The organism is Rahnella sp. BCC 1045 (assembly GCF_019049615.1).
GTDB classification, from domain to species: Bacteria; Pseudomonadota; Gammaproteobacteria; order Enterobacterales; family Enterobacteriaceae; genus Rahnella; species Rahnella contaminans.
In genome coordinates this window covers 15,811-42,700 of record NZ_JAFMOZ010000138.1, presented here as the reverse complement: position 1 = coordinate 42,700, position 26,890 = coordinate 15,811, and the positions used below count along the sequence as shown (strand labels likewise).

The 26,890-nt window shown below is 50.6% G+C and carries 42 protein-coding genes; 37 read left to right on the top strand and 5 right to left on the bottom strand.

Translation table 11 applies throughout. The annotated features are described in order from the left end of the window. Complete coding sequence (locus J1782_RS19650; protein ID WP_217153757.1) at window positions 1–246, bottom strand: YheU family protein; 246 nt, start codon at window positions 244–246, stop codon at window positions 1–3. After that, a complete protein-coding gene (locus tag J1782_RS19645; protein WP_217153756.1) occupies window positions 243–1,238 on the bottom strand; it encodes a hydrolase in 996 nt (331 codons plus the stop codon). The genes J1782_RS19650 and J1782_RS19645 overlap by 4 nt, the downstream gene beginning before the upstream one ends. Window positions 1,239–1,338: 100 nt before the next feature. Here J1782_RS19645 and J1782_RS19640 point away from each other — a divergent pair, with 100 nt between their 5' ends. Continuing rightward, complete coding sequence (locus J1782_RS19640) at window positions 1,339–1,941, top strand: LysE family translocator (RefSeq protein WP_152327480.1); 603 nt, start codon at window positions 1,339–1,341, stop codon at window positions 1,939–1,941. Window positions 1,942–2,001: 60 nt separating this feature from the next. Here J1782_RS19640 and J1782_RS19635 read toward each other — a convergent pair whose 3' ends face one another. Next, on the bottom strand, window positions 2,002–3,918 hold the full coding sequence (locus tag J1782_RS19635; protein ID WP_152327479.1) for an ABC transporter ATP-binding protein: 1,917 nt from the start codon (window positions 3,916–3,918) through the stop codon (window positions 2,002–2,004). A 129-nt stretch (window positions 3,919–4,047) separates the two neighbouring features. Here J1782_RS19635 and kefG point away from each other — a divergent pair, with 129 nt between their 5' ends. The 4 genes from kefG to slyD all read left to right on the top strand — a co-directional run bounded on the left by kefG (window position 4,048) and on the right by slyD (window position 7,498). Beyond that, on the top strand, window positions 4,048–4,602 hold the full coding sequence (gene kefG / locus J1782_RS19630) for a glutathione-regulated potassium-efflux system ancillary protein KefG (protein ID WP_101077422.1): 555 nt from the start codon (window positions 4,048–4,050) through the stop codon (window positions 4,600–4,602). Further along, on the top strand, window positions 4,602–6,410 hold the full coding sequence (gene kefB, locus J1782_RS19625) for a glutathione-regulated potassium-efflux system protein KefB (RefSeq protein WP_152327478.1): 1,809 nt from the start codon (window positions 4,602–4,604) through the stop codon (window positions 6,408–6,410). The genes kefG and kefB overlap by 1 nt, the downstream gene beginning before the upstream one ends. Window positions 6,411–6,488: 78 nt before the next feature. Further along, the gene (locus J1782_RS19620) at window positions 6,489–6,692 is read left to right on the top strand and encodes a YheV family putative zinc ribbon protein (RefSeq protein WP_104923594.1); all 204 of its coding nucleotides are present in this window, start codon (window positions 6,489–6,491) and stop codon (window positions 6,690–6,692) included. A 200-nt stretch (window positions 6,693–6,892) separates the two neighbouring features. Then, a complete protein-coding gene (gene slyD / locus J1782_RS19615) occupies window positions 6,893–7,498 on the top strand; it encodes a peptidylprolyl isomerase (protein ID WP_152327477.1) in 606 nt (201 codons plus the stop codon). Between the two features lie 71 nt (window positions 7,499–7,569). Here the strand turns inward: slyD and J1782_RS19610 are convergent, their stop codons facing one another. Continuing rightward, the gene (locus tag J1782_RS19610) at window positions 7,570–7,788 is read right to left on the bottom strand and encodes a protein SlyX (RefSeq protein WP_112288598.1); all 219 of its coding nucleotides are present in this window, start codon (window positions 7,786–7,788) and stop codon (window positions 7,570–7,572) included. Between the two features lie 291 nt (window positions 7,789–8,079). Here J1782_RS19610 and fkpA point away from each other — a divergent pair, with 291 nt between their 5' ends. The 11 genes from fkpA to bfr all read left to right on the top strand — a co-directional run bounded on the left by fkpA (window position 8,080) and on the right by bfr (window position 16,447). Continuing rightward, window positions 8,080–8,931 (top strand): FKBP-type peptidyl-prolyl cis-trans isomerase, encoded by an 852-nt coding sequence (fkpA, locus tag J1782_RS19605; RefSeq protein ID WP_101077417.1) that lies wholly within the window; start codon window positions 8,080–8,082, stop codon window positions 8,929–8,931. A 264-nt stretch (window positions 8,932–9,195) separates the two neighbouring features. Further along, window positions 9,196–9,918 (top strand): transcriptional regulator, encoded by a 723-nt coding sequence (locus J1782_RS19600; RefSeq protein ID WP_165061123.1) that lies wholly within the window; start codon window positions 9,196–9,198, stop codon window positions 9,916–9,918. Beyond that, window positions 9,915–10,307, top strand: a complete 393-nt coding sequence (gene tusD / locus J1782_RS19595) for a sulfurtransferase complex subunit TusD (protein WP_217153755.1) — start codon at window positions 9,915–9,917, stop codon at window positions 10,305–10,307. Before J1782_RS19600 ends, tusD begins: the two co-directional genes overlap by 4 nt. Before the next feature lie 22 nt (window positions 10,308–10,329). Beyond that, window positions 10,330–10,689: a sulfurtransferase complex subunit TusC gene (gene tusC, locus J1782_RS19590; protein ID WP_152327475.1), complete on the top strand. Its 360-nt coding sequence runs from the start codon at window positions 10,330–10,332 to the stop codon at window positions 10,687–10,689. A gap of 13 nt (window positions 10,690–10,702) precedes the next feature. Further along, the gene (gene tusB, locus J1782_RS19585) at window positions 10,703–10,990 is read left to right on the top strand and encodes a sulfurtransferase complex subunit TusB (RefSeq protein WP_208950323.1); all 288 of its coding nucleotides are present in this window, start codon (window positions 10,703–10,705) and stop codon (window positions 10,988–10,990) included. Between the two features lie 143 nt (window positions 10,991–11,133). Beyond that, window positions 11,134–11,508, top strand: a complete 375-nt coding sequence (gene rpsL / locus J1782_RS19580) for a 30S ribosomal protein S12 (RefSeq protein ID WP_013573668.1) — start codon at window positions 11,134–11,136, stop codon at window positions 11,506–11,508. Window positions 11,509–11,604: 96 nt separating this feature from the next. Further along, on the top strand, window positions 11,605–12,075 hold the full coding sequence (gene rpsG, locus J1782_RS19575; RefSeq protein ID WP_005969574.1) for a 30S ribosomal protein S7: 471 nt from the start codon (window positions 11,605–11,607) through the stop codon (window positions 12,073–12,075). 96 nt (window positions 12,076–12,171) lie between these two features. After that, complete coding sequence (fusA, locus tag J1782_RS19570) at window positions 12,172–14,286, top strand: elongation factor G (RefSeq protein ID WP_152327473.1); 2,115 nt, start codon at window positions 12,172–12,174, stop codon at window positions 14,284–14,286. A gap of 71 nt (window positions 14,287–14,357) precedes the next feature. Then, a complete protein-coding gene (tuf, locus tag J1782_RS19565) occupies window positions 14,358–15,542 on the top strand; it encodes an elongation factor Tu (RefSeq protein ID WP_165061132.1) in 1,185 nt (394 codons plus the stop codon). Between the two features lie 145 nt (window positions 15,543–15,687). Beyond that, a complete protein-coding gene (bfd, locus tag J1782_RS19560; RefSeq protein ID WP_056778102.1) occupies window positions 15,688–15,882 on the top strand; it encodes a bacterioferritin-associated ferredoxin in 195 nt (64 codons plus the stop codon). Window positions 15,883–15,967: 85 nt separating this feature from the next. Next, complete coding sequence (gene bfr, locus J1782_RS19555) at window positions 15,968–16,447, top strand: bacterioferritin (protein WP_101080138.1); 480 nt, start codon at window positions 15,968–15,970, stop codon at window positions 16,445–16,447. 9 nt (window positions 16,448–16,456) lie between these two features. On the opposite strand, the gene J1782_RS19550 is transcribed toward bfr, so the two are convergent. After that, window positions 16,457–17,257, bottom strand: coding sequence for an A24 family peptidase (locus J1782_RS19550; RefSeq protein WP_217153754.1), 801 nt, complete (start codon window positions 17,255–17,257; stop codon window positions 16,457–16,459). A gap of 450 nt (window positions 17,258–17,707) precedes the next feature. Between J1782_RS19550 and rpsJ the strand changes: the two genes are divergently transcribed. The 21 genes from rpsJ to rplO all read left to right on the top strand — a co-directional run bounded on the left by rpsJ (window position 17,708) and on the right by rplO (window position 26,885). Further along, window positions 17,708–18,019, top strand: a complete 312-nt coding sequence (gene rpsJ, locus J1782_RS19545) for a 30S ribosomal protein S10 (protein ID WP_009639175.1) — start codon at window positions 17,708–17,710, stop codon at window positions 18,017–18,019. Window positions 18,020–18,052: 33 nt separating this feature from the next. Further along, window positions 18,053–18,682: a 50S ribosomal protein L3 gene (gene rplC / locus J1782_RS19540; RefSeq protein ID WP_013573687.1), complete on the top strand. Its 630-nt coding sequence runs from the start codon at window positions 18,053–18,055 to the stop codon at window positions 18,680–18,682. A 16-nt stretch (window positions 18,683–18,698) separates the two neighbouring features. Continuing rightward, a complete protein-coding gene (gene rplD, locus J1782_RS19535) occupies window positions 18,699–19,304 on the top strand; it encodes a 50S ribosomal protein L4 (protein ID WP_013573688.1) in 606 nt (201 codons plus the stop codon). Further along, the gene (gene rplW / locus J1782_RS19530) at window positions 19,301–19,603 is read left to right on the top strand and encodes a 50S ribosomal protein L23 (protein WP_013573689.1); all 303 of its coding nucleotides are present in this window, start codon (window positions 19,301–19,303) and stop codon (window positions 19,601–19,603) included. Before rplD ends, rplW begins: the two co-directional genes overlap by 4 nt. An 18-nt stretch (window positions 19,604–19,621) precedes the next feature. Further along, window positions 19,622–20,446, top strand: a complete 825-nt coding sequence (rplB, locus tag J1782_RS19525; protein WP_152327227.1) for a 50S ribosomal protein L2 — start codon at window positions 19,622–19,624, stop codon at window positions 20,444–20,446. A 14-nt stretch (window positions 20,447–20,460) separates the two neighbouring features. Continuing rightward, on the top strand, window positions 20,461–20,739 hold the full coding sequence (gene rpsS / locus J1782_RS19520) for a 30S ribosomal protein S19 (RefSeq protein WP_004929772.1): 279 nt from the start codon (window positions 20,461–20,463) through the stop codon (window positions 20,737–20,739). A 14-nt stretch (window positions 20,740–20,753) separates the two neighbouring features. Further along, a complete protein-coding gene (gene rplV, locus J1782_RS19515; RefSeq protein ID WP_004391423.1) occupies window positions 20,754–21,086 on the top strand; it encodes a 50S ribosomal protein L22 in 333 nt (110 codons plus the stop codon). A 17-nt stretch (window positions 21,087–21,103) separates the two neighbouring features. After that, window positions 21,104–21,802, top strand: coding sequence for a 30S ribosomal protein S3 (rpsC, locus tag J1782_RS19510; RefSeq protein WP_004956187.1), 699 nt, complete (start codon window positions 21,104–21,106; stop codon window positions 21,800–21,802). A 12-nt stretch (window positions 21,803–21,814) separates the two neighbouring features. Next, window positions 21,815–22,225: a 50S ribosomal protein L16 gene (gene rplP / locus J1782_RS19505; RefSeq protein ID WP_009639183.1), complete on the top strand. Its 411-nt coding sequence runs from the start codon at window positions 21,815–21,817 to the stop codon at window positions 22,223–22,225. Further along, a complete protein-coding gene (rpmC, locus tag J1782_RS19500; RefSeq protein WP_013573692.1) occupies window positions 22,225–22,416 on the top strand; it encodes a 50S ribosomal protein L29 in 192 nt (63 codons plus the stop codon). Before rplP ends, rpmC begins: the two co-directional genes overlap by 1 nt. Continuing rightward, entirely contained in the window at window positions 22,416–22,670 is a 255-nt protein-coding gene (gene rpsQ / locus J1782_RS19495) for a 30S ribosomal protein S17 (RefSeq protein ID WP_014333604.1), read from the top strand. Before rpmC ends, rpsQ begins: the two co-directional genes overlap by 1 nt. A gap of 170 nt (window positions 22,671–22,840) precedes the next feature. Next, a complete protein-coding gene (rplN, locus tag J1782_RS19490; protein WP_008457164.1) occupies window positions 22,841–23,212 on the top strand; it encodes a 50S ribosomal protein L14 in 372 nt (123 codons plus the stop codon). A 10-nt stretch (window positions 23,213–23,222) separates the two neighbouring features. Further along, window positions 23,223–23,537: a 50S ribosomal protein L24 gene (rplX, locus tag J1782_RS19485; RefSeq protein ID WP_013573694.1), complete on the top strand. Its 315-nt coding sequence runs from the start codon at window positions 23,223–23,225 to the stop codon at window positions 23,535–23,537. A 14-nt stretch (window positions 23,538–23,551) separates the two neighbouring features. Continuing rightward, window positions 23,552–24,091: a 50S ribosomal protein L5 gene (gene rplE, locus J1782_RS19480; protein ID WP_013573695.1), complete on the top strand. Its 540-nt coding sequence runs from the start codon at window positions 23,552–23,554 to the stop codon at window positions 24,089–24,091. A gap of 13 nt (window positions 24,092–24,104) precedes the next feature. Continuing rightward, complete coding sequence (rpsN, locus tag J1782_RS19475; protein ID WP_013573696.1) at window positions 24,105–24,410, top strand: 30S ribosomal protein S14; 306 nt, start codon at window positions 24,105–24,107, stop codon at window positions 24,408–24,410. A 33-nt stretch (window positions 24,411–24,443) separates the two neighbouring features. Beyond that, window positions 24,444–24,836 (top strand): 30S ribosomal protein S8, encoded by a 393-nt coding sequence (gene rpsH / locus J1782_RS19470; protein ID WP_104923581.1) that lies wholly within the window; start codon window positions 24,444–24,446, stop codon window positions 24,834–24,836. 13 nt (window positions 24,837–24,849) lie between these two features. Continuing rightward, a complete protein-coding gene (gene rplF, locus J1782_RS19465) occupies window positions 24,850–25,383 on the top strand; it encodes a 50S ribosomal protein L6 (RefSeq protein WP_013573698.1) in 534 nt (177 codons plus the stop codon). 9 nt (window positions 25,384–25,392) lie between these two features. Next, window positions 25,393–25,746: a 50S ribosomal protein L18 gene (gene rplR, locus J1782_RS19460; RefSeq protein ID WP_013573699.1), complete on the top strand. Its 354-nt coding sequence runs from the start codon at window positions 25,393–25,395 to the stop codon at window positions 25,744–25,746. Between the two features lie 14 nt (window positions 25,747–25,760). Beyond that, a complete protein-coding gene (gene rpsE, locus J1782_RS19455) occupies window positions 25,761–26,261 on the top strand; it encodes a 30S ribosomal protein S5 (RefSeq protein WP_101080135.1) in 501 nt (166 codons plus the stop codon). A 6-nt stretch (window positions 26,262–26,267) separates the two neighbouring features. Further along, the gene (gene rpmD, locus J1782_RS19450) at window positions 26,268–26,447 is read left to right on the top strand and encodes a 50S ribosomal protein L30 (protein ID WP_101080134.1); all 180 of its coding nucleotides are present in this window, start codon (window positions 26,268–26,270) and stop codon (window positions 26,445–26,447) included. A 3-nt stretch (window positions 26,448–26,450) separates the two neighbouring features. Further along, entirely contained in the window at window positions 26,451–26,885 is a 435-nt protein-coding gene (rplO, locus tag J1782_RS19445; RefSeq protein ID WP_013573702.1) for a 50S ribosomal protein L15, read from the top strand. The last annotated feature ends 5 nt before the right edge of the window (window positions 26,886–26,890 follow it).

The window sequence follows — 26,890 nt, the reverse complement described above, 5'->3', positions numbered from 1 at the left end:
TCACCAGTCCTGCGACATTTCTTCATGCCCGGCGCGGAACTGGCCCCGGGGCATGATATTTAACGTTTCATGCAATTCTGACCAGACCAGCACAATCTCGCCGCTTTTCAGCTGGCGTTTAACATCATCGACTTTTTGCTCCAGAGAACGTTCCTGTTCACCGTAATCGGTGCCTTCGCGCAATACGAAAGATTCCACCACACTGGTGAGCAGTTCGGCGTCCAGTTCCTGCCAGGGGATAATCACTTTATTGCTTCCTTTGTCTTTGATTCTAAATACGGGGCGATCCAGGCCGGAATGCGTTGTTCCAGCCACATTTTCGGGTGTCGCAGGCTGCCGGAAACAAAGCCGACATGCCCGCCATGTTCTGTTAACTGATATTCCACGCAAGCCGGTAAATCTTCTGCTTTCGGGATGACGTCCGGCGTCATAAACGGATCGTCTTTGGCGTGGATAATCAGCAACGGCGTTCTGACCTGCGCCAGCAGCGGCATACCGCTGCACCGGCGGTAATAATCCAGCGCGTCGGTAAAACCGTGCGCTTTTGAGGTGATGGCATCATCGAAATCACGGATACGGCGCATGGCTTTCAACTGCGACAGCGTGACGGGCAGTGTTCCCGGATATTTTGCCAGTTTGCGCGAGGCATTACCTTTGAGCTGGTCGAGTAAATATCGTTGATAAATCCTTGATGAACCTTGTTCCAGCCGGTAGGCGCAAGGTTCCAGCATCAGTGGTGCAGATACCACAACCGCCGCCTGGAGAGTGCAATTTTCGCCTTCCTGCCCGAGATAACACGCCAGCATATTGCCGCCGAGCGAAACGCCTACGGCACCGGTCGGCACTTCGCCATAAGTTTCATTGAGCCAGCGGATGAAAAAACGGGCATCTTCGGTTTCGCCGGAATGATAAATGCGCTGAAGTTTATTGGGTTCGCCGCTGCATCCGCGAAAATGCATCACGACGCCGAGCCAGCCTTTGTCTTTCCACGCCTGTAATAATCCGTGAGCGTACGGGCTGTAAAAACTGCCTTCCAGCCCGTGAAACAAGATCATGCGTGGTTTATGCCGCGCTTTTTCCGGATCTTCACTCCACGCGAGATCCAGAAAATCGCCGTCCGGCGTATCCAGTCTTTGCCAGTGAGGTTTGAGCTTTGCATGACGGCGCACCAGACGCGGTAACAGCGTCTGGATGTGCGGATTACTGGCCCCGCGCAGGGGACGAAAGGATTCAACCATAAGATGAATAAATTTCTCTTAAGAGGCTCTTGTGCGATCAATATCACGCTGTTAGCTTCAATGCTATCGCACATCTTTCGGGTCGGAGTACCCAAATTAAATGGAACTCGGTTTATTTTTCTCAATGCTCGGATTTTTATGGGTCGCTGCTATCACCCCAGGCCCGAACAATATGTTGTTAACCACGTCTGGCGCTAACTTCGGTTTTTTCCGCTCAATCTGGCTGATGGTGGGCATTATGCTCGGCATGCAAAGTATTTTGCTGCTGGTGGCCTTCGGTGTCGGCGGGCTGATTACGGTTTATCCGGCGTTACACCTTTTCCTCAAAATTGCCGGGAGCCTGTATCTGCTGTGGCTGGCGTGGAAAATTGCCACGTCTGCCTATGAAACGCTGGAAACCGGCGCACCGCCACCGAAGCCAATCCGTTTATATCAGGGCTGGCTGTTGCAATTCCTCAACCCGAAAGCCTGGCTGATGGGACTTGGCGCGGTTGCCAGTTTCAGTCTGGCGGGCGAGGCATACAACCATTCGATTGCCGGTATCAGCCTCGGGATGTTCCTGGTGAATCTGGTTTCCGGGATTATCTGGCTCGGATTCGGTACGGTGATTGGTCGCCTGCTGCGCAGTAAGCGCGCGTGGTACACCTTTAACATCGCGATGGGTATTCTCACCGCGGCCTGCGTATTGTTGATCTGGCACTGAGATGCAATGCAAAAAGGAGCCTCGCGGCTCCTTTTTCATAAATGATGGTTTACAAAACAACTAGTCGAGATCAAGTGCTTTCGACATTTCTTCCAGTTGCTCCTGCGCATCGAGCCAGGTCATTTCGGTTTCTTCCAGCGCGCCTTTGACTTTGGTCTGCTGTTGCAGACATTCGGTCAGTTCGACTTTACGGCTGTTGTCATAAATCGCGGAATCGGCCAGACGCTCTTCAATGGTCGCCAGCTCAGTGCTGAGTTTTTCCATCTGCGCTTCAAGTTTGGTGATTTGCTTACGCAGCGGCTGAGTCTGGTTGCGGAAATCGGCTTCGCGGCGCTTCTGATCTTTACGCGACTGCGCGCTGTTCACGCCCCCGTCTTTGGCCGGTGCATCCTGCTGGCTTTCCTGACGCTGAATATCCACCAGCCATTGCTGATAATCCTCCAGATCGCCGTCGAACTGTTCCACTTTGCCGCCGTGAACCAGATACAAATCGTCGGTAGTCGAACGCAGTAAGTGACGGTCATGCGAAACCACAACCATCGCGCCTTCAAAGTCGATTAATGCTTCGGTCAGCGCCTGACGCATATCGAGATCTAAGTGGTTGGTCGGCTCATCGAGCAGCAGCAGGTTAGGGCGCTGCCAGACGATGAGCGCCAGCACCAGACGCGCCTTTTCGCCGCCGGAGAAACGTCCGGTCGGATCAGTGACTTTGTCGCCGTGGAAACCAAATCCGCCGAGATAATCGCGCAACTGCTGTTCGGTTTCTTTGTTCGCCAGACGCACCAGATGTTGCAACGGTGAATCTTCAGCACGTAAAAACTCCAGCTGATGCTGGGCGAAGTAACCGAGCTTAACGCCTTTCGCCAGACCGATATCGCCCTGAAGCGGCGGCATGGTACCGGCCAGTAGTTTGATCAGCGTCGATTTACCGGCACCGTTACGGCCCAGTAAGCCGATACGCGATCCCGGCACCAGATTCAGTTTGATCGACTCCAGAATGGTGGTGTCACCATAACCGGCGCTGACTTTTTCCATACGCAGCAGCGGATCGGGCAAACTTTCCGGCGAACGGAAGCTAAAATGAAAAGGATTGTCGACGTGTGCCGGTGCAATCAGTTCCATGCGTTCCAGCATTTTGATACGGCTTTGCGCCTGCTTGGCTTTGGTCGCCTGCGCACGGAAACGGTCGATATAACTTTGCAGATGCGCCACTTTTTCCTGCTGACTTTCAAACAATGCCTGCTGTTGCGACAGTTTGGTCGCACGCTGACGTTCGAAAGACGAGTAGTTGCCGGTGTATTCGTTCAGCGATTGCTGTTCGATATGCAGGATTTTATCGACAATCGGATCCAGGAAATCGCGGTCATGGGAAATCAGGACCAGCGTCCCGGTATAGCCTTTCAGCCATTTTTCCAGCCAGATGACGGCGTCTAAATCCAGGTGGTTGGTCGGTTCATCAAGCAGCAGTAAATCAGAACGACAAATCAGCGCCTGCGCCAGGTTCAGGCGCATACGCCAACCACCGGAGAAGGATTTCACCGGCTGCTGCAACTGATTCTGGGTAAAGCCTAAACCGCTGAGCAGGCTGGCGGCACGCGCCGGGATCGTCCAGGCATTAATCGCATCGAGCTTGCCGTGCAGTGTGGCGATAGCGTGGCCATCATCACGCTCATTGGCGTGCTGTAATTCGGATTCTAACTGACGAAATTCGCGATCGCCGTCGATAACATACTCTATCGCCGGTTCGTCAAGCGCTGGCGTTTCCTGATTCACCCAGGCCAGCGCCCAGTTAGACGGAAACGTCAGGTTGCCGGCATCGGCGCTCATTTCACCTTTTAACAGGGAAATCAGGGTGGATTTACCGCAGCCATTTTTGCCCACCAATCCGACTTTCTGGCCGGGATTGATAGTCGCAGACGCGTTGTCCAGCAGCACATTGGTGCCGCGTCGGATTTGTAAGGAGGAGAAAACAATCATAAAGCGCCGTGTTGAGAGTATGTTAAATTGTCATGATAATGATTTAAACAAGACGTATCGCGTCCCATTTAGTCTTTGCGAAGCATGGTAACGGAAAAACCGCACCCTGACGACGCTTTGGAGGTATTGATGTCGCAGCCACCAAAGGTTTTGCTGCTTTACGCTCACCCGGAATCACCCGATTCGGTCGCCAACCGCGTTTTACTGCAACAAGCCCAGCAGCTCGAACATGTCACTGTGCATGATTTGTACGCCCACTATCCTGATTTCTTTATTGATATTCATCGCGAGCAACAATTGCTCCGCGACCACAAAGTGATTGTTTTCCAACATCCTCTTTATACCTACAGTTGCCCGGCGCTGCTGAAAGAGTGGATGGATCGCGTTCTGGCGCGTGGTTTTGCCAGTGGTGCTGGCGGGAATGCGCTGAACGGAAAATACTGGCGTTCGGTTGTGACCACCGGCGAGCCGGAAGGGGCGTATAAAGCGGGCGGATATAACCGTTACCCGATGTCCGACATTATGCGTCCGTTCGAGCTGACGTCGGCGATGTGCCATATGCACTGGATGACGCCGATTATCATTTACTGGGCGCGCCGTCAGAAACCCGATGTGCTGCAAAGCCACGCCGAAGCTTATGGCGAATGGCTGAAATCCCCGCTGCCGAACGGAGGGATTGCCTGATGGACGGTTCAAATTTACCCGCCGCGATCTTGCTGTTTTTATTCGCGGCCGTGGTTGCAGTTCCTGTTGCCCAGCGTTTAGGGATTGGCGCGGTGCTCGGTTATTTGCTGGCCGGGATCGCCATCGGCCCGTGGGGGCTGGGCTTTATCCGCGACGTCGATGAAATTCTGCATTTCTCCGAGCTGGGCGTAGTGTTCCTGATGTTTATCATCGGGCTGGAGCTGAATCCGGGAAAACTGTGGGCGCTGCGGCGGCAAATTTTTGGCGTCGGCGCCGGGCAGGTGATTCTGACCGCGCTGGTGCTCGGCGGTTTATTGTGGCTGACGAAATTCTCCTGGCAGGCGGCGGTGATCGGCGGCATCGGGCTGGCGATGTCATCAACGGCGATGGCGTTGCAGCTGATGCGCGACAAGGGCATGACGCGTAATGAAGGTGGTCAGCTGGGTTTTGCCGTGCTGCTGTTTCAGGATATCGCGGTGATCCCGGCTTTGGCGCTGATCCCCATTCTGGCTGGCGGTTCTGAAGGCAGCAATAACTGGGAAATGATCGGCATGAAAGTGCTGGCTTTCGGCGGCATGTTGATCGGCGGGCGCTATCTGCTGCGGCCAATCTTCCGGCTGATTGTGGCCTCCGGCGTGCGTGAAGTGTTTACCGCCGCGGCGCTTCTCGTGGTGCTCGGCTCGGCGCTGTTTATGGATACGCTGGGCTTTTCGATGGCGCTCGGAACGTTCATCGCCGGTATTTTACTGGCCGAAAGTGAATATCAGCACGAACTGGAAATCGCGATAGAGCCGTTTAAGGGTTTACTGCTCGGGCTGTTTTTTATTTCCGTCGGCATGGCGCTCAATCTCGGCGTGCTTTACACCCATATTCTGCTGGTGCTGGCGGGCGTCATTATTCTCGTGACCGTCAAAGGGGCTGTGCTTTACGCGCTTTCGCGGATTTTTGGATTGCGGACGTCGGTTAGGTTGCAGTTTTCTGCCGTTCTCAGTCAGGGCGGGGAGTTTGCCTTCGTACTGTTCTCGGCTGCGGGGGCGCAGAAAGTCATTTCTTCCTCGCAGCTTTCGCTGTTGCTGGTGGTGGTGACGTTATCAATGATGACCACGCCGCTGCTGATGCAGTGGGTGGATCGCATTCTGGTTCGCCGCTACAACGACGGTGAAGAAAGCGATGAAAAACACTTTGTGCAGGATGATGAACCGCAGGTGATTATTGTCGGGTTCGGGCGTTTCGGGCAGGTGATTGGCCGTCTGCTTATGGCGAACAAAATGCGGATTACCGTGCTGGAGCGCGATATCAGCGCCGTCGGGCTGATGCGGACTTATGGCTACAAAGTGTATTACGGCGATGCAACTGAACTGGAATTGCTCAGGGCGTCTGGCGCGGAAAAAGCGAAGTCGATCGTGATTACCTGCGATGAGCCGGAAGATACGATGACCATCGTGCATCTTTGCCAGCAGCATTTTCCGCATCTGAATATTCTTGCCCGCGCCCGGGGGCGTGTTGAAGCACATGAGTTGTTGCAGGCCGGTGTGGCGAACTTCTCTCGCGAGACGTTTTCCAGTGCGCTGGAGTTAGGGAAAAAGGCGCTGGTGACGTTGGGCATGCATCCGCACAGCGCCTACCGTGCTCAGCAGCATTTCCGCCGTCTTGATATGCGGATGCTGCGTGAACTGGTGCCGCAAAACCGCGGCGACGTGGCGCAGATTTCCCGCGTGAAAGAAGCGCGGCGTGAGCTGGAAGATATCTTCCAGAGCGAAATGCACAACGAACGGCGTCAGCTTGACGGCTGGGACGATGATGAATAGTCCGGCAGACGAAAATTTTTTGTGCCGTCTGAATGAAAAATGACCGGAAGCAATGTCGAAAATTTCAGGAGAATTAACATGGCGTCTACCCGTAAACGTTTCATCGCTGGTGCGGTGTGTCCGAAATGTAAGGCGATGGATACACTGGCTTTATGGCAGGAAGATCAGGTCGAAGTGGTGGAGTGCGTGAAGTGCGGACACCACCAGCGGCAGACCGACGCGCAGGTCAGTAAGAAGCTGCGCCCGGAAGAGCAGGTGATTGGTATTTTCGATCCGAAGTAGCGTTATCGCTCGCGTTTTTTTATGCTGTTCAGTACAGAGACGCGGATTTCCGCTACACTCTTCGCCAAATTTATCCGGCGGTGATTTTCAGGATGATCTCATCCAAAAGACGCCGTCACTGAATTAACCTTAAGCGAAGTAGCGATCGTTCCCGAAACGTTCGCAGACAACAAATTGAGTATCCAACGGTAGGAGTTATCATGAAAGTAGCAAAAGACCTGGTCATCAGTGTGGCATATCAGGTACGTACAGAAGACGGTGTGTTGGTTGACGAATCTCCGGTGAGCGCACCGTTGGATTACCTGCACGGCCATGGTTCCCTGATCTCCGGTCTGGAAACTGCACTTGATGGTCACGCTGTTGGTGATGTGTTCGATGTGCATGTAGGCGCAAACGACGCTTACGGAAACTACGACGAAAACCTGGTTCAGCGCGTACCGAAAGACGTCTTCATGGGCGTTGACGAGCTGGAAGTTGGCATGCGTTTTCTGGCTGACACCGATCAGGGCCCGGTTCCTGTCGAAATCACTGAAGTTGACGGCGACCACGTTGTGGTTGACGGTAACCACATGCTGGCGGGTCAGGATCTGAACTTCCACGTTGAAGTTGTTGCTATCCGCGAAGCGACTGAAGAAGAACTGGCTCACGGCCACGTTCACGGCGAACACGGCCATGATCATGGTCACGACCATGAACACGGTGACGGTTGCTGCGGTGGTCACGGCCACGACCATGATCACGACCACGGTCATGATCACGGTAAAAAAGGCGGTTGTGGCGGCAACGGCGGCTGTGGTTGCCACTGATCACTTTGCCTGCAAAGCGATAAAAACGAAAGGCGCCGGAAGGGCGCCTTTTTGTTGCGTCGGAAACAGCATCAATAATGCGGCGGCGGCGTTTCTTCCGACTGATCGGCAATCATTGACGGCTGACTGGCGCGAAGCTTGTCTGTCAGCAGGCGCAGGTGATCATGCAATCTGCTCATTTCCAGCTGATGCTGGGTGACGATCAGATTGAGCTCTTCGATAGTAATTTCCTGAAAAGCCAGCTTGTTCTCCAGCATCTCCAGACGTTGTTCAACGGTGTTTGAGTCCATCATCATTCCCTCATTGTGCGTCCCAAGCCTCTCAGATTGAGCGCTGACCGGAACCTCATTCTGTATTGTAGACCGGCGATTCTACCCGTAAACCCGCCTGATTGCCTGACCTGCGGCGCTTTATCTGTACGCCCTGATAATTTTAGGAAACTAATTGATGCAAAAAAGGTCGGAATAAGACGCTAATGGCGTGTATAGAGATTGTTTTGTCGTGAGACGGACAGTTATAGTAACCGCCGAACTTTCGTAATTATTACCAGAGGTCACACACTTCTGGTCTTGGAGAAATGGATGAAATCACTGTTTAAAGTAACTCTGCTGGCAACTACCATGGCGATCGCCCTGAATGCCACTCAGGTTATGGCTGCTGAAGCCACAGCACCGGCCGCTGCTGCCCCTGCGCCAGCCGCTGCAGCTGCACCGGCAGCAACAGATAAGACCAAGTTCAAAAGTGATGACGAGCAGGCAGCGTATGCACTGGGTGCATCTCTGGGCCGTTACATGGACAATTCACTGAAAGAACAAGAAAAACTGGGCATCAAACTCGATAAAGACCAGCTGATCGCCGGTGTTCAGGACGCGTTTGCAAACAAAAGCAAACTGTCTGACCAGGAAATCGAGCAAACTCTGCAAACCTTCGAAGGCCGTGTGAAAGCATCTGCACAGGCTAAAATGGAGCAGGACGCTAAAGCTAACGCTGACAAAGGCGACAAATTCCGTGCTGATTTCGCCAAAGAAAAAGGCGTGAAGAAAACTGAATCTGGTTTGCTGTATCAGGTAGAGAAACCAGGTACCGGCGCAGCGCCGAAAGACAGCGATACCGTTGTTGTTAACTACAAAGGCACCCTGACCGACGGGACTGAGTTCGATAACTCTTATACTCGTGGCGAGCCACTGTCCTTCCGTCTTGACGGTGTTATCCCAGGCTGGACCGAAGGCCTGAAACACATCAAGAAAGGCGGCAAAATCAAGCTGGTCATCCCACCAGAACTGGCTTACGGCAAAACTGGCGTCCCGGGGATCCCGGCTAACTCCACTCTGGTGTTCGATGTTGAACTGCTGGACGTGAAAGCAGCGCCAAAAGCTGATCCAAAAGCTGCTGAAAAACCTGCTGAAGCCGAAGCTGCGCCGAAAGCTAACTAAGCTACCGCACAGTTGCTGCATGAAACCGTCGCTTAATGCGGCGGTTTTTTTTCGTCAGTAACTTTTATTTGAACCAGCCCCTCATTTTATTGCGGTTACTCTATGATGATAACTTGACGCTTTTGTCTGCCCGGCATAACGTCACAGATCCATATACTCGCAAGGCCGTTTTTTCTGTACTTTTGATACAGTAACGACCCTGGAACGATGAATAATGCGCTCTGACTCCCGTTGGAAGGCGCGATATAGAGGGTGGTAGCTTCGATGTCTAATTCGCTTATAACTGGCGAAACCGGCGATCTGGATTTGCTGGACCAACGTCCTTTCAGCCAGGTCGACCATGAAATTTTGTCTTCATACGAGGCCGTGGTGGACGGGCTTGCTATGCTGATTGGTGAGCACTGCGAAATTGTTCTTCATTCACTGGAAGATCTGAAATGCTCTGCGGTTCGCATCGCCAATGGCGAACATACCGGCCGCAAAATCGGCTCACCGATTACGGATCTCGCGCTGCGCATGTTACATGACATGACCGGTGCTGACAGCAATGTCTCCAAAGCCTATTTCACCCGTGCTAAAAGCGGTGTGCTGATGAAGTCGGTGACTATCGCCATCCGCAACCGTGAGCAGCGTGTCATCGGGCTGCTGTGCATCAACATGAATCTTGATGTGCCTTTCTCGCAGATCATTCAGACCTTCATGCCGCCGGAAACGCAGGAAGTCGCTTCTTCGGTGAACTTCGCGTCGTCGGTTGACGATCTGGTCGCTCAGACGCTGGAATTCACCATTGAAGAAGTGAATGCGGACCGCAATGTTTCTAACAATGCGAAGAACCGCCAGGTTGTGCTGAATCTCTATGAAAAAGGTATTTTTGATATTAAAGATGCCATTAATCAGGTGGCTGACCGTCTGAATATTTCTAAGCACACGGTATATCTATATATCCGCCAGTTTAAAAGTGGTGACCTGGTGGGGAACGAACGTTGAAGCTCCGCTACTGCCTTTTGGTAACCGGTCCTGCGTATGGAACTCAGCAAGCCAGTGCGGCGTATCAGTTCGCACTGGCGCTCATTGCGAGCGGGCATCAGCTCGACAGCGTTTTTTTCTATCGCGAAGGCGTACTGAACGGCAACCTGCTTTCTGCGCCAGCCTCCGATGAATTCGATTTAGTGAGATCCTGGCAGCGAATGGCAGCCGATCATCAGGTGGCGCTGAATGTTTGTGTTGCTGCGGCTTTGCGTCGCGGTGTGATTGACGAAACGGAAGCCCATAATCAGGGGCATGGTCAGACTAACCTGCAACCGGGTTTCCATCTGACCGGCCTGGGCAGCCTTGCTGAAGCTTCGCTGGCCTGTGACCGTATGGTGCAGTTCTGATGTGCTATTGCAGAGAACAATAATGAAGAAGGTAGCGTTTATATTCACGCAAGGACCGCACGGTTCTTCCGCCGGGCGCGAAGGTCTCGATGCGCTGCTTGCCACCTCAGCGCTTACCGAAGATATCGGCGTCTTTTTTATGGCAGACGGCGTTTTTCAACTGATGCCTGCGCAGCAGCCTGAAAAAATTCTGGCCCGTAATTATATCGCCACGTTCGGTGTGCTGCCCCTTTATGATGTCGACCAGTGCTTTATCTGCACCGAGTCGCTGAAGGCTCGCGGTTTATCTGCCGGGCATGAATGGGTGCTGGACGTTGAGCCGCTGTCTGTGGCTGAAATCCGCGACCGGCTGGCGAGTTACGATGTGGTGATGACGTTTTAAATCAGGAAATCCCATGCTTTTTACCCTTTCCAGTTCTCCGCAACATTGTGATTTTTCATTGCTTCTTAAGATGATTGCATCGGATGACGCGCTTTTGCTGATGCAGGATGGAGTACTCGCGGCGCTCCATGACAGTGAAGCCTGTGATCTGCTGAGTCAGCATGTTCAGTCAGTCTATGTCCTCAGCGAGGATCTGGCGGCCAGAGGATTGGTTGGTCAAATTTCGCACAAAATAACGTTGATCGACTATACTGGATTCGTCGCGCTGACTGAGAAACACACCCAGCAAACAGCATGGTGAATCAACGATGTGCTGTATATTTCTTGACACCCTCTTAGGTCAGCCCTAAAATTCTGCGTCCCCATATTAGCTAATGCTTTTTGTGGGGCGATTTATCACGCGTTTACAAAGTAGTTTATGAACCAAAATCCAGGAGCTTTTTAATGGCAACAATTAATCAGCTGGTACGCAAACCACGCTCTACGAAGGTTGCTAAAAGCAACGTTCCAGCGCTGGAAGCTTGCCCGCAGAAACGTGGCGTATGTACTCGTGTATATACTACCACCCCTAAAAAACCAAACTCCGCACTGCGTAAAGTCTGCCGTGTGCGTTTGACTAACGGTTTTGAAGTTACCTCCTACATCGGCGGTGAAGGTCATAACCTGCAGGAACACTCCGTGATCCTGATCCGTGGCGGTCGTGTAAAAGACTTGCCAGGTGTGCGTTATCACACCGTCCGTGGCGCGCTGGACTGTTCAGGCGTTAAGGATCGTAAGCAATCTCGTTCTAAATACGGCGTTAAAAAGCCGAAGTCTTAATGGTTCTCCGTTAAGTAAGGCCAAACATTTTCACTTTACTGTCAAAATAAACTCTTAGAGTTTTGGACAATCCTGAATTAACAACGGAGTATTTCCATGCCACGTCGTCGCGTCATTGGTCAACGTAAAATCCTGCCAGATCCTAAGTTCGGATCCGAACTGCTGGCAAAATTCGTAAACATTCTGATGGTAGATGGTAAAAAATCTACTGCAGAAGCAATCGTCTACACTGCTCTTGAGACCCTGGCTCAACGTAGCGGTAAAGGCCACCTGGAAGCTTTCGAAGTCGCTCTGGACAACGTTCGTCCGACTGTCGAAGTTAAGTCCCGCCGCGTAGGTGGTTCTACTTATCAGGTTCCAGTTGAAGTCCGTCCGGTTCGTCGTAATGCTCTGGCAATGCGTTGGATCGTTGAAGCTGCTCGTAAACGCGGTGATAAATCCATGGCTCTCCGCCTGGCGAACGAACTTTCTGATGCTGCAGAGAACAAAGGTACTGCAGTTAAGAAACGTGAAGACGTTCACCGTATGGCTGAAGCCAACAAGGCGTTCGCCCACTACCGCTGGTAATCACTTCGCTGTAGTTATGCTAACCAAGCGGGCGCTTCAAGAAGCCAACCCGCTTGGGTTAACTGAACTTGAACGTCCTAGTTATAGAGGAATCAAATGGCTCGTAAAACACCCATTGAGCGCTACCGTAACATTGGTATCAGTGCTCACATCGACGCCGGTAAGACAACCACTACCGAACGTGTTCTGTTCTACACCGGTGTAAACCACAAAATCGGTGAAGTGCATGATGGCGCAGCCACCATGGACTGGATGGAACAGGAGCAGGAACGTGGTATTACCATCACGTCCGCTGCGACCACCTGTTTCTGGTCAGGTATGGCTAAGCAGTTCGAACCACACCACATCAACATCATCGACACCCCAGGGCACGTTGACTTCACCATCGAAGTTGAACGTTCCATGCGTGTTCTTGATGGCGCGGTAATGGTTTACTGTGCTGTTGGTGGTGTTCAGCCACAGTCTGAGACCGTATGGCGTCAGGCAAACAAATATAAAGTTCCTCGTATCGCGTTCGTTAACAAAATGGACCGTATGGGTGCTAACTTCCTGAAAGTTGTTGACCAGATTGAAAAACGTCTGGGCGCAACTCCGGTGCCACTGCAATTGGCAATCGGCGCGGAAGAGAAATTCACCGGTGTTGTTGACCTGGTGAAGATGAAAGCTATCAACTGGAACGAAGCTGATCAGGGGGTTACCTTCGAATACGAAGAAATCCCTGCCAACATGCAAGAACTGGCTGAAGAATGGCGTCAGAAACTGGTTGAGTCCGCAGCTGAAGGCTCTGATGAGCTGATGGAGAAATTCTTTGGTGGCGAAGAGCTGACTGAAGAAGAGATCAAAACTTCTCTGCGTAAGCGCGTTCTAAACAACGAAATCATCCTGGTTACCTGTGGTTCTGCGTTTAAAAACAAAGGCGTACAGGCAATGCTGGATGCTGTTGTTGAGTATCTGCCAGCACCGACTGACGTTGAAGCTATCAACGGTCTGTTGGACGACGGTAAAGACACTCCGGCAGTTCGCCATTCTGACGATTCAGAGCCGTTCTCTGCTCTGGCGTTCAAAATCGCTACTGACCCATTCGTGGGTAACTTGACGTTCTTCCGTGTTTATTCCGGTCTCGTCAATTCAGGTGACACTGTATTTAACCCAGTGAAATCTCAGCGTGAACGTCTGGGTCGTATCGTTCAGATGCACGCTAACAAGCGTGAAGAAATCAAAGAAGTTCGTGCGGGCGATATCGCTGCTGCGATCGGTCTGAAAGACGTGACTACAGGTGATACCCTGTGTGATCCGGATAATGTGATTATCCTGGAACGCATGGAATTCCCTGAGCCGGTAATCTCCGTTGCGGTAGAACCAAAAACCAAAGCTGACCAGGAAAAAATGGGTCTGGCTCTGGGCCGTCTGGCAAAAGAAGACCCATCATTCCGCGTTTGGACTGATGAGGAATCTGGCCAGACAATCATCGCAGGTATGGGTGAGCTTCACCTGGATATCCTGGTTGACCGTATGCGTCGTGAATTTAACGTTGAAGCTAACGTCGGTAAGCCGCAGGTTGCATACCGTGAAGCTATCCGCGCGAAAGTTACCGATGTTGAAGGTAAACACGCTAAGCAGTCTGGTGGTCGTGGTCAGTATGGTCACGTTGTGATCGACATGTACCCATTAGAACCTGGCACGAATCCGAAAGGATACGAGTTTGTCAACGAAATCAAAGGCGGTGTAATTCCTGGTGAATTCATCGGCGCGATTGACAAAGGCATCCAGGAACAGCTGAAGTCTGGTCCACTGGCGGGTTATCCGGTAGTCGATCTGGGCGTGCGTCTGCACTTCGGTTCTTACCATGATGTCGACTCCTCCGAGCTGGCGTTTAAACTGGCCGCTTCTATCGCCTTCAAAGATGGCTTTAAGAAAGCGAAACCAGTTCTGCTTGAGCCGATCATGAAGGTTGAAGTAGAAACTCCGGAAGAGAACACCGGTGACGTCATCGGTGACCTTAGCCGTCGTCGTGGTATGCTGAAAGGCCAAGAATCTAACGCTACTGGCGTTGTGATTCATGCTGAAGTTCCGCTTTCCGAAATGTTCGGTTATGCAACTCAGCTGCGTTCACTGACCAAAGGCCGTGCATCTTACTCCATGGAATTCCTGAAGTATGATGATGCGCCAAATAACGTGGCCCTGGCCGTTATTGAAGCTCGTGGCAAATAAGCCACTGGTTTAAACACAATGATCCCGTGCTCTCTCTATGAAGGGAGAGCACAAGAGTAAGGAATATAGCCGTGTCTAAAGAAAAATTTGAACGTACAAAACCGCACGTTAACGTTGGTACTATCGGCCACGTTGACCACGGTAAAACTACCCTGACTGCAGCAATCACTACCGTTCTGGCTAAAACCTACGGCGGTTCTGCACGCGCATTCGACCAGATCGATAACGCACCAGAAGAAAAAGCTCGTGGTATCACCATCAACACTTCACACGTTGAATATGACACCCCAAGCCGTCACTACGCGCACGTTGACTGCCCAGGGCACGCCGACTACGTGAAAAACATGATCACCGGTGCTGCTCAGATGGACGGCGCGATCCTGGTTGTTGCTGCAACTGACGGCCCTATGCCTCAGACGCGTGAGCACATCCTGCTGGGTCGCCAGGTTGGCGTTCCTTACATCATCGTGTTCCTGAACAAATGTGACATGGTTGATGATGAAGAGCTGCTGGAACTGGTAGAAATGGAAGTTCGTGAACTTCTGTCTATGTACGACTTCCCAGGCGATGACACTCCGGTTGTTCGCGGTTCAGCGCTGAAAGCACTGGAAGGCGATGCAGACTACGAAGCAAAAATCATTGAACTGGCTGGCTTCCTGGATTCTTACATCCCGGAACCAGAACGTGCAATTGACAAGCCATTCCTGCTGCCAATCGAAGACGTATTCTCCATCTCTGGTCGTGGTACAGTTGTAACCGGTCGTGTAGAGCGCGGTATCGTTAAAGTCGGCGAAGAAGTTGAAATCGTTGGTATCAAAGATACCGTGAAATCAACTTGTACTGGCGTTGAAATGTTCCGCAAACTGCTGGACGAAGGCCGTGCAGGCGAGAACGTTGGTGTTCTGCTGCGTGGTATCAAACGTGAAGATATCGAACGTGGTCAAGTTCTGGCAAAACCAGGTTCAATCAAACCACACACCCAGTTCGAATCTGAAGTTTATATTCTGAGCAAAGATGAAGGTGGCCGTCATACTCCATTCTTCAAAGGCTACCGTCCACAGTTCTACTTCCGTACAACTGACGTGACCGGTACTATCGAACTGCCAGAAGGCGTTGAAATGGTAATGCCAGGCGACAACATCAAAATGGTTGTTACCTTGATCCACCCAATCGCGATGGATGACGGTCTGCGTTTCGCAATCCGTGAAGGCGGCCGTACTGTAGGCGCTGGTGTTGTTGCTAAAGTTATCGCTTAATCGCTGATAATTAAGAGCAAAAAAGGGTGCCTCGGCACCCTTTTTTATTTTCTAATTTTTGTGAGATAAAGAGCATAAACAGGATTTGCAATAATAACCATTCTCATTTACAGTAAGCCTAAGATTTAGACGAAGTGTGGTTTATATGTACGTGTGTTTATGTAATTCGGTCAGTGATAAAACGATCAGACAGGCCGTCAGGCGTTACCAGCCACAAACGTTCCAGCAGCTCAGAAATTTTGTTCCAGTAGGAACTCAGTGTGGAAAATGTGTGCGGGCTGCACGACAGATAATGGAAGATGAATTACAACAAATCCCAGAGTTCAAAAACATCGCGTAAAAATACTTCGTTAAAAAGTGTGCCTTTTTTTTGACTTACTCTGTGCCGGATCTACGCTTTAGATACCGGAACGGAGGAGTTACCTATGAAAGGCGATAAAAAAGTCATTGCTCATCTCAACAAACTTCTTGGAAATGAGCTGGTTGCAATTAACCAGTATTTTCTGCATGCCCGAATGTTCAAAAACTGGGGCTTAATGCGCCTGAATGGTATCGAGTATCATGAGTCTATCGACGAAATGAAACATGCCGATATTTACATTGAACGCATACTTTTCCTCGAAGGCATCCCAAATCTTCAAGATCTCGGAAAGCTCAATATTGGCGAAGATGTTGAGGAGATGCTGAAGTCAGATTTAGTACTTGAACTCGATGGGGCCAAAGACCTGAGAGAAGGGATTGCTTACGCTGATTCAGTCCATGATTATGTCAGCCGGGATTTAATGATCACCATCCTTGCAGATGAAGAGCACCATATCGATTGGCTCGAAACTGAGATCGAATTAATTGGGCGTATTGGGTTACAAAACTACATCCAGTCCCAGCTCAAAGAAGCATCCCAATAGCAGCATCGATTACATCAGCCAGGCAATGTCACTCCTCTGGCTGATGTAAATCAGAAGTCCAGATATTGAAAGGGCAGGGCCAAAAGGAATCAAACTACCCCGTCGTAAGAACCTCCCCCAAACCACGGCATAAAAAATTCCGATTAATGCCGCCAGTGTACATACAGCAGGCAATGCTTCCCAGCCTGACCAGGCGCCTATTGCTGCCAGTAGTTTAAAATCACCAAAACCCATCCCCTCTTTCTTTATCACAAATCTCAAACACCAATAAAGAAACCAAAGAGACAAGTAGCCTGAAACTGCGCCGAAAATAGCAGACTCAACGGGCACGCCATGACCGAGTGCACTCAGCATCAGACCGAGCCACAGCAACGGCTGTGTTAAGGCATCCGGTAAAATGAATGTTGAAGCGTCGATAACACTCAATGTGATGAGAAAACAAGAAAACAGACAAACTATCAGCCAGGCCATAGGATTATCGAAGAGAAAGGACATACCTAAAAACAAGAGCGTGCAGCTCCCGGTGACAAAAAGGGATCGGTATGAAAGCTGGTCCTGGTAATACAGGCTGGCCCTTCGAAAATTCATCTGTCTAAGCAACGGAGATTTCAGGTATAGATCGGGTTCATCAGAGCTTCTCGCACAAGATATATCGGGCAGAGTGAACGGGGGCACAGGAATCGAAGCAAACTTTAGAATAAATCGGGTAACTACGATATTGAGCAACATACCGGCCAAAAAGCCGCTGAAAGCAGCTACACAGCGGGCGACTCCCTGAAACTGACCTTCAGATAAAATTGGATAGTACAAAGAATGCCCCCGTTAGCTAATTCAAAGTCATAACATCTTTTATGACGGATGATATTGGCGCCTGAAGAGGCAATGACCAACTGAATTCATTATGAATCAAGACTGAAACGGGATGTTGATATCTCACCCAGTTGTAATACAGCCCGCCAATAAATGATCCTGAAACTCAGGTGATGAGGTGGGTGATGGAACGAGTTGACGGTAGTGCAAAATAAAAGCACTCCATTTGGTAATGTCTGTTGCTTATTCTCCCTGTTTACGTATAATGCGCGGGCTTACCTAATCTTGGTAAGTCTGATTCGATAAGAATCAGCTGGCTGATAAGTTTACTTGTCGGTCGACAATACTCCCGATATGGGGGTTATGTTAAGAACGATTACACTCTCCCATCAATCGAAATGGGTATGAGGAGTAATCATTTACGTTTAAAATAATTGGAGCTCTGGTCTCATGCAGAACCAAAGAATCCGTATCCGCCTGAAAGCGTTTGATCATCGTCTGATCGATCAATCAACTGCGGAAATCGTTGAGACTGCGAAGCGCACTGGTGCGCAAGTTCGTGGTCCAATCCCGCTGCCGACCCGCAAAGAGCGCTTTACCATTCTGATTTCTCCGCACGTCAATAAAGATGCGCGCGATCAGTATGAGATTCGCACTCACAAGCGTCTGGTTGACATCGTTGAGCCAACCGAGAAAACCGTTGATGCTCTGATGCGTCTGGATCTGGCTGCTGGTGTAGACGTGCAGATCAGCCTGGGTTAATCAGGGTCATTGAGCGATTGAGAGGTTGAAACAATGATTGGTTTAGTCGGTAAGAAAGTGGGTATGACTCGTATCTTCACAGAAGATGGCGTTTCTATCCCTGTAACCGTTATCGAAATTGAAGCAAACCGCGTTACTCAGGTCAAAGACCTGGACAACGATGGTTACCGTGCTGTGCAGGTTACTACTGGTAGCAAAAAAGCTAACCGTGTAACCAAACCAGAAGCGGGTCACTTCGCTAAAGCTGGCGTTGAAGCTGGCCGCGGTCTGTGGGAATTCCGCCTTGCAGAAGGTGAAGAGTTCACTGCAGGTCAAAACATTAGCGTTGAAATTTTCGCAGACGTTAAGAAAGTTGATGTTACCGGTACTTCTAAAGGTAAAGGTTTTGCTGGCACAGTTAAGCGCTGGAATTTCCGTACCCAAGACGCTACCCACGGTAACTCCTTGTCTCACCGTGTTCCGGGTTCTATCGGTCAGAACCAGACTCCGGGCAAAGTGTTCAAAGGCAAGAAAATGGCAGGCCAACTGGGTAACGAGCGTGTAACCGTTCAAAGCCTGGACGTAGTACGTGTTGACGCTGAGCGCAACCTGCTGCTGGTCAAGGGTGCTGTTCCGGGTGCTACCGGTGGCAACCTGATCGTTAAACCTGCTGTTAAGGCTTAACGTCGAGGAGATAGGAATGGAATTAGTAGTGAAAGACGCGCAGAGCGCGCTGACTGTTTCCGAAACTACCTTCGGGCGTGATTTCAATGAAGCGCTGGTACACCAGGTCGTTGTTGCTTATGCAGCAGGTGCCCGTCAAGGTACTCGTGCTCAGAAGACCCGTGCTGAAGTAACTGGTTCCGGTAAAAAACCTTGGCGTCAGAAAGGTACTGGCCGTGCGCGTTCAGGTTCTGTAAAGAGCCCGATCTGGCGTTCCGGTGGTGTAACCTTCGCTGCCAAGCCACAGGACCACAGTCAAAAAGTAAATAAAAAGATGTACCGCGGCGCGCTGAAAAGCATCCTGTCCGAACTGGTACGTCAAGATCGTTTGATCGTTGTCGAGACGTTCTCTGTTGAAGCGCCTAAAACTAAGCTGCTGGCACAGAAACTGAAAGACATGGCTCTGGAAGACGTGCTGATTGTAACTGGCGAAGTCGACGAGAATCTGTTCCTGGCCGCACGTAACCTGTACAAGGTTGACGTTCGCGATGTAGCAGGTATCGATCCAGTAAGCCTGATCGCCTTCGACAAAGTGGTTATGACTGCTGACGCTGTGAAGCAAGTTGAGGAGATGCTGGCATGATTCGTGAAGAACGTCTGCTGAAAGTGCTGCGCGCGCCGCACGTTTCTGAAAAAGCTTCTACTGCGATGGAAAAGAACAACACCATCGTTCTCAAAGTTGCCAAAGACGCGACTAAAGCAGAAATCAAAGCTGCGGTTTCGAAACTGTTTGAAGTCGAAGTCGAAGATGTGAACACCTTGCTGGTTAAAGGCAAAGTTAAACGTCACGGTCAGCGTGTTGGTCGTCGTAGCGACTGGAAAAAAGCTTACGTCACCCTGAAAGAAGGCCAGAATCTGGACTTCATCAGCGGCGCTGAGTAAGTCGGAGGAGTAAGAACAATGGCAATTGTTAAATGTAAACCTACATCTCCGGGTCGTCGCCACGTTGTTAAAGTGGTTAACCCTGAGCTGCACAAGGGTAAACCTTTTGCCCCGCTGCTTGAAAAACTGAGCAAAAGCGGTGGCCGTAACAACAATGGCCGTATCACCACCCGTCATATCGGTGGTGGCCACAAACAGCATTATCGTCTGGTTGACTTCAAACGCAACAAAGATGGTATCGCTGCAGTGGTTGAGCGTCTGGAGTACGATCCGAACCGTTCCGCGAACATCGCGCTGGTTCTGTACAAAGATGGCGAACGCCGTTATATCCTGGCGCCGAAAGGCCTGAAAGTGGGTGACCAGATCCAATCTGGCGTTGATGCTGCAATCAAGACAGGTAACGCCCTGCCTATGCGTAACATCCCAGTAGGTTCAACGGTTCACAACGTAGAAATGAAACCAGGTAAAGGCGGCCAGATGGCTCGTTCAGCCGGTGCCTACGTTCAGATCGTTGCTCGTGACGGTTCCTACGTAACTCTGCGTCTGCGCTCTGGCGAAATGCGTAAAGTTCAAGTTGATTGCCGCGCCACCTTAGGTGAAGTCGGTAACTCTGAACATATGCTTCGTGTTCTGGGTAAAGCAGGTGCTGCACGTTGGCGTGGTATTCGTCCTACCGTTCGCGGTACTGCGATGAACCCAGTCGATCACCCACACGGTGGTGGTGAAGGTCGTAACTTTGGTAAGCACCCGGTAACTCCGTGGGGCGTTCAAACCAAAGGTAAGAAGACCCGTAGCAACAAGCGTACTGATAAATTCATTGTACGTCGCCGTAGCAAAAAATAATTAGAGGATAAGCCATGCCACGTTCTCTCAAGAAAGGTCCTTTTATTGACCTGCACTTGCTGAAGAAGGTAGAGAAAGCGGTGGAAAGCGGTGACAAGAAGCCTTTGCGCACTTGGTCCCGTCGTTCAACGATCTTTCCTAACATGATCGGTTTGACCATCGCTGTCCATAATGGTCGTCAGCACGTACCAGTATTTGTTTCCGATGAAATGGTCGGTCACAAACTGGGTGAATTCGCGCCGACTCGTACTTATCGCGGCCATGCGGCTGATAAAAAAGCTAAAAAGCGCTAAGGTAGGAGGAAGAGATGGAAACTATCGCTAAACATCGCCACGCTCGTTCTTCTGCTCAGAAGGTTCGCCTTGTTGCGGACCTGATTCGCGGTAAGAAAGTGTCGCAAGCTCTGGAAACTCTGGCCTACACCAACAAGAAAGCTGCTGGTCTGGTTAAGAAGGTACTGGAGTCTGCCATTGCTAACGCAGAACACAACGATGGCGCTGACATCGATGATCTGAAAGTCACGAAGATTTTCGTAGACGAAGGCCCAAGCATGAAGCGCATTATGCCTCGTGCAAAAGGTCGTGCAGATCGCATTCTGAAGCGCACCAGCCACATCACTGTGGTTGTGTCCGATCGCTGAGACTCTGGAGACTAGCAATGGGTCAGAAAGTACATCCTAATGGTATTCGCCTGGGTATTGTCAAACCTTGGAACTCTACTTGGTATGCGAATACCAAAGAATTCGCTGACAACCTGGACAGCGACTTTAAAGTTCGCCAATTCTTGACTAAAGAACTGGCGAAAGCTTCCGTTTCTCGCATCGTTATCGAGCGTCCAGCGAAGAGCATCCGTGTGACTATTCACACTGCTCGTCCTGGCATCGTTATCGGCAAGAAAGGTGAAGATGTCGAAAAACTGCGTAAGGTCGTAGCGGATATCGCTGGCGTTCCTGCGCAGATTAACATCGCCGAAGTCCGTAAACCGGAACTGGACGCAAAATTGGTTGCTGACAGCATCACCTCACAGCTGGAACGTCGTGTTATGTTCCGTCGTGCTATGAAGCGTGCTGTACAGAACGCAATGCGTCTTGGCGCTAAAGGTATCAAAGTTGAAGTAAGCGGCCGCCTTGGCGGTGCTGAAATCGCGCGTACCGAATGGTACCGTGAAGGTCGTGTTCCGTTGCATACTCTGCGTGCGGATATCGATTACAACACATCTGAAGCGCACACCACTTATGGTGTAATCGGCGTTAAGGTATGGATCTTCAAAGGTGAGATCCTGGGTGGTATGGCTGCAGTTGAACAACCGGAACCGGCTGCTCAACCTAAAAAGCAGCAGCGTAAAGGCCGCAAGTAAGGAGAGTCGCTGATGTTACAACCAAAGCGTACAAAATTCCGTAAGGTGCACAAGGGCCGCAACCGTGGTCTTGCGCAAGGTACGGATGTGAGCTTCGGCACTTACGGTCTGAAAGCTGTTGGCCGTGGTCGTCTGACTGCTCGTCAAATTGAAGCAGCACGTCGTGCGATGACCCGTGCAGTTAAGCGTCAAGGTAAGATCTGGATCCGAGTATTCCCGGACAAACCGATCACCGAGAAACCGCTCGAAGTTCGTATGGGTAAAGGTAAAGGCAACGTAGAGTATTGGGTTGCTTTGATTCAGCCTGGTAAAGTCCTGTACGAAATGGACGGTGTGCCTGAAGAGCTGGCTCGTGAAGCCTTCCAGCTGGCAGCAGCCAAACTGCCTATCAAAACCACCTTTGTAACTAAGACGGTGATGTAATGAAAGCACAAGAGCTGCGCGAAAAAAGCGTGGAAGAGCTGAACACTGAGCTGCTGAACCTTTTGCGTGAGCAGTTTAACCTGCGCATGCAAACGGCAAGTGGCCAGTTGCAGCAAACACACCTGTTGAAACAAGTGCGTCGTGATGTTGCACGTGTGAAGACTTTACTGACTGAAAAGGCGGGTGCGTAATGACTGACAAGATCCGTACTCTGCAGGGTCGTGTAATCAGTGACAAAATGGAAAAATCCATCGTTGTTGCGATTGAACGTGTGGTGAAACACCCGATCTACGGTAAATTCATCAAGCGTACGACTAAATTGCACGTACATGACGAGAACAATGAATGTGGTATCGGCGACGTTGTAGAAATCAGCGAATGCCGTCCACTGTCTAAGACTAAGTCTTGGACCTTGGTTCGCGTTGTAGAGAAAGCGATTCTGTAATACAGTAGCGCCTCTCAAAAATAGATAAACGGCTCATGTACGTGGGCCGTTTATTTTTTCTACCCATAATCGGGAACCGGTGTTATAATGCCGCGCCCTCATATTGTGGGGATTTCTTAACGACCTATCCTGGGTCCTAAAGTTGTAGTTGACATTAGCGGAGCACTAACATGATCCAAGAACAGACTATGCTGACCGTGGCCGACAACTCCGGTGCACGTCGCGTAATGTGTATCAAGGTTCTAGGTGGCTCGCACCGTCGCTACGCAGGCGTCGGCGACATCATCAAAATTACCATCAAGGAAGCAATTCCTCGCGGTAAGGTGAAGAAAGGCGATGTGCTGAAGGCGGTAGTGGTGCGCACCAAGAAGGGTGTTCGTCGCCCGGACGGTTCTGTCATTCGCTTCGATGGTAATGCATGCGTTATTTTAAACAATAACAGCGAGCAGCCAATCGGCACGCGTATTTTTGGGCCGGTAACTCGTGAACTGCGTAATGAGAAGTTCATGAAAATTATCTCTCTGGCACCAGAAGTACTCTAAGGAGCGAACCATGGCAGCGAAAATCCGTCGTGATGACGAAGTTATCCTGCTTACCGGTAAAGATAAAGGTAAGCGCGGTAAAGTAAAAAATGTCCTGTCTTCTGGCAAGGTCATTGTTGAAGGTATCAACCTGGTTAAAAAACATCAGAAGCCTGTACCGGCCCTGAATCAACCAGGTGGCATCGTTGAAAAAGAAGCTGCAATTCCGGTTTCTAACGTTGCTCTCTTCAACACGGCTACTGGCAAGGCGGACCGTGTAGGCTTTAGATTCGAAGACGGCAAAAAAGTACGTTTCTTCAAGTCTAACAGCGTAACTATCAAGTAATTTGGAGTAGTACGATGGCGAAACTGCATGATTACTACAAAGACGATGTCGTAAAAAAACTCATGGCTGAGTTTGGTTACAATTCTGTCATGCAAGTCCCTCGGGTCGAGAAGATCACCCTGAACATGGGTGTTGGTGAAGCGATCGCTGACAAGAAACTGCTGGATAACGCAGCAGCTGACCTGGCAGCAATCTCCGGTCAAAAACCGCTGATCACCAAAGCACGCAAATCAGTTGCAGGCTTCAAAATCCGTCAGGGCTATCCGATCGGCTGTAAAGTAACCCTCCGCGGCGAACGCATGTGGGAGTTCTTTGAGCGTCTGGTCTCTATTGCTGTTCCACGTATTCGTGACTTCCGCGGCTTGTCTGCTAAGTCTTTCGATGGTCGTGGTAACTACAGCATGGGCGTGCGTGAACAGATCATCTTCCCGGAAATCGATTATGATAAAGTCGATCGCGTTCGTGGTTTAGATATTACTATCACCACTACTGCGAAATCCGATGATGAAGGCCGTGCATTGCTGACAGCCTTTAACTTCCCGTTCCGCAAGTAAGGCAGGGTTACTAATGGCTAAGCAATCCATGAAAGCACGCGAAGTCGTTCGCGTAAAACTGGCTGATAAATACCGCGCTAAACGCGAGGAATTGAAAGCTATTATCTCTGGTGTGAACTCATCCGACGAAGATCGTTGGGATGCGGTTCTTAAGCTGCAGTCTCTGCCGCGTGATTCCAGCCCGTCTCGTCAGCGTAACCGCTGCCGTCAAACTGGTCGTCCGCATGCTTTCCTGCGGAAGTTCGGGTTGAGCCGTATTAAGGTCCGTGAAGCCGCTATGCGCGGTGAAATTCCGGGTCTTAAAAAGGCTAGCTGGTAATTGTCACCAATTGAATCACGGGAGTAAAGACAGATGAGCATGCAAGATCCGATCGCGGATATGCTGACCCGTATCCGTAACGGTCAAGCCGCGAACAAAGTTGCGGTCACCATGCCTTCCTCCAAGCTGAAAGTGGCTATTGCCAACGTGCTGAAGGAAGAAGGCTATATTGAAGAATTTAAAATCGAAGGCGACGCCAAACCTGAACTGGAATTAGTACTGAAGTACTTCCAGGGAAGCCCAGTGGTAGAAAGCATTCAACGTATCAGCCGTCCAGGTCTGCGCATCTACAAGAAAAAAGATGAGCTGCCTAAAGTTATGGCTGGTATGGGTATTGCTGTTATTTCTACCTCTAAAGGTGTTATGACCGATCGTGCAGCTCGCCAGGCTGGTCTTGGTGGCGAGATTATCTGCTACGTAGCTTAATTGGGAGGAAAGAATGTCTCGTGTTGCAAAAGCACCCGTCGTCATTCCTGCCGGCGTAGAGGTTAAACTCAACGGTCAGGTTATTTCGATTAAGGGTAAAAACGGCGAGCTGTCACGTACTATCCATGACGCTGTAGTAGTAAAACAGGAAGAAAATACACTGACTTTCGCTCCACGCGAAGGCGCTGTAGATGGTTGGGCCCAAGCGGGTACCACTCGTGCACTGTTGAACTCTATGGTTGTAGGTGTTACCGACGGCTTCACTAAAAAGCTTCAACTGGTAGGTGTTGGTTATCGTGCTGCTGTTAAAGGCAACGTGGTGAATTTAGCCTTAGGCTTTTCTCACCCGGTCGATCATCAACTGCCGGAAGGCATTACTGCAGAATGTCCGACCCAAACTGAAATCGTGCTGAAAGGCGCTGATAAGCAGGTAATCGGTCAGGTTGCTGCGGATTTACGTGCCTACCGTCGTCCTGAGCCTTATAAAGGCAAGGGTGTCCGTTACGCCGACGAAGTCGTGCGTACCAAAGAGGCTAAGAAGAAGTAAGGTAACACTATGGATAAGAAATCTGCTCGTATCCGTCGTGCGACCCGCGCACGCCGCAAGCTCAAAGAATTGGGTGCGACTCGTCTGGTGGTACATCGTACCCCGCGTCATATTTACGCACAGGTCATCGCACCAAACGGTTCTGAAGTCATAGTTGCTGCATCTACTGTAGAAAAAACTATTACTGAGCAACTGAAGTATACCGGCAACAAAGATGCTGCCACTGCTGTAGGTAAAGCTATCGCAGAACGCGCATTGGAAAAAGGGATCACGAAAGTATCCTTTGACCGTTCCGGTTTCCAATATCATGGTCGAGTCCAGGCACTGGCAGATGCTGCCCGTGAAGCTGGCCTTCAGTTCTAAGGAAGAGGTTTAAGATGGCTCACATCGAAAAACAAGCTGGCGAACTGCAGGAAAAGCTGATCGCGGTAAACCGCGTATCTAAAACCGTAAAAGGTGGCCGTATCTTCAGCTTTACCGCACTGACAGTAGTTGGTGATGGTAACGGTCGCGTTGGTTTTGGCTACGGCAAAGCACGCGAAGTTCCGGCAGCGATCCAGAAAGCGATGGAAAAAGCCCGTCGCAACATGTTGAATGTCGCGCTGAATAGCGGCACCCTGCAGCATCCTGTTAAAGGTGCTCATACGGGTTCCCGTGTGTTCATGCAGCCGGCTTCCGAAGGTACCGGTATCATCGCCGGTGGTGCAATGCGCGCCGTCCTGGAAGTTGCAGGGGTACATAACGTATTGGCTAAAGCTTATGGTTCTACAAACCCGATTAACGTGGTTCGTGCAACTATCGACGCTCTGGCAAATATGAAATCCCCACAAATGGTCGCTGCCAAGCGTGGTAAATCCGTTGAAGAAATTCTGGGGTAATTAACCATGGCAAAGACTATTAAAGTTACACAAACTCGCAGTTCTATTGGCCGCCTGCCTAAGCATAAAGCTACTCTGGTTGGTCTGGGTCTGCGTCGTATTGGTCACACCGTAGAGCGCGAGGATACTCCTGCTGTACGCGGTATGATCAACCTGGTTTCCTACATGGTTAAGGTTGAGGAGTAAGAGATGCGTTTAAATACTCTGTCTCCGGCTGATGGTGCCAAACAAGCGCCAAGGCGTGTAGGTCGTGGTATCGGTTCTGGCCTGGGTAAAACCGGTGGTCGTGGTCACAAAGGTCAGAACTCACGTTCTGGCGGTGGCGTACGTCGCGGTTTTGAAGGTGGTCAGATGCCTTTATATCGTCGTCTGCCGAAATTCGGCTTCACCTCCCGCAAAGCTATGATCACGGCAGAAGTTCGTCTGTCTGAACTGGCTCTGGTGGAAGGCGACGTGATCGACCTGAACGCGCTGAAAGCCGCTAACGTAGTTGGTATCCAGATCGAGTTCGCGAAAGTAATCCTTTCAGGCGAAGTTGGTCGTGCGGTAACTCTGCGTGGTTTGCGTGTCACCAAAGGCGCTCGTGTTGCTATCGAAGCTGCTGGCGGTAAAATTGAGGAATAAGTAGC